This is a genomic window from Methylobacterium aquaticum (assembly GCF_001043915.1).
GTDB classification, from domain to species: Bacteria; Pseudomonadota; Alphaproteobacteria; order Rhizobiales; family Beijerinckiaceae; genus Methylobacterium; species Methylobacterium aquaticum.
The window spans coordinates 1-670 of record NZ_LABX01000464.1; the positions used below are offsets into that span (position 1 = coordinate 1).

The following is a 670-nucleotide window of genomic DNA, read 5'->3' on the forward strand; positions in this document are numbered from 1 at the left end:
CACGCCTGCCCGCGCAACTCGTGCGTCGGGCCCCGGGTACGGGTCCGCATCGGAGAGAGTGAGGTGTTGTCAGGGTTAACCGGCCTTTAAGCGCGGCGCGCTCTGATCCGGCCATGCGCCTGAGCTTCCGCCTGCCCCACCCGCCCCGCGACCGCGCCGACGCGGTCGAGATCCTGCCGCCGCTCGCCGCCCCGGGCACGCCGGTCGAGGGGCCGGAGCGCGGTGCGGGCCGGGCCGGGCGCGACGCCGTCGACCGGGTCGAGGCGGAGCTGGTCCGGGCCGCCCGTGCCGTCGGGGTCGCCGCCCGGGACGGCTGCGCCGAGAGCGAGGCGGTGGCCGCGGAGACCGCCGCCCTCGCCCGCGGCCTCGACGCGCTGGGAGGCCGGGCCGGCGAGGCACGCACCCGCAGCCGCGCCCTCGGCGCCTCCGCCGAATCGCTGGCGGCGGAAGCCGAGGGGCTCGCCGGCGTGCTCGTCCAGGCCGGCCGCCACCTCGAGCGCACCGACGCCGAGAGCCGTGTGCTCCAGACCGAGATGGTCGGGGCCGCGCAGGATTCCGCCCGCCTGGTCGAGGCGGTGGCGACCCTGGCCCGGCAGGCCAACCGCCTCGCCCTCGGTGCCACCGTCGAGGCCGCGCGGGCCGGCACGGAGGGCGGGACGCTCTGGCAGGC

The 670-nt window shown here is 79.3% G+C and carries 1 pseudogene; it reads left to right on the forward strand.

From position 1 onward, the window contains the following. Nucleotides 1-113: 113 nt before the first annotated feature. Nucleotides 114-670, forward strand: a pseudogene (locus tag VP06_RS33265) (chemotaxis protein); the annotation flags it as partial.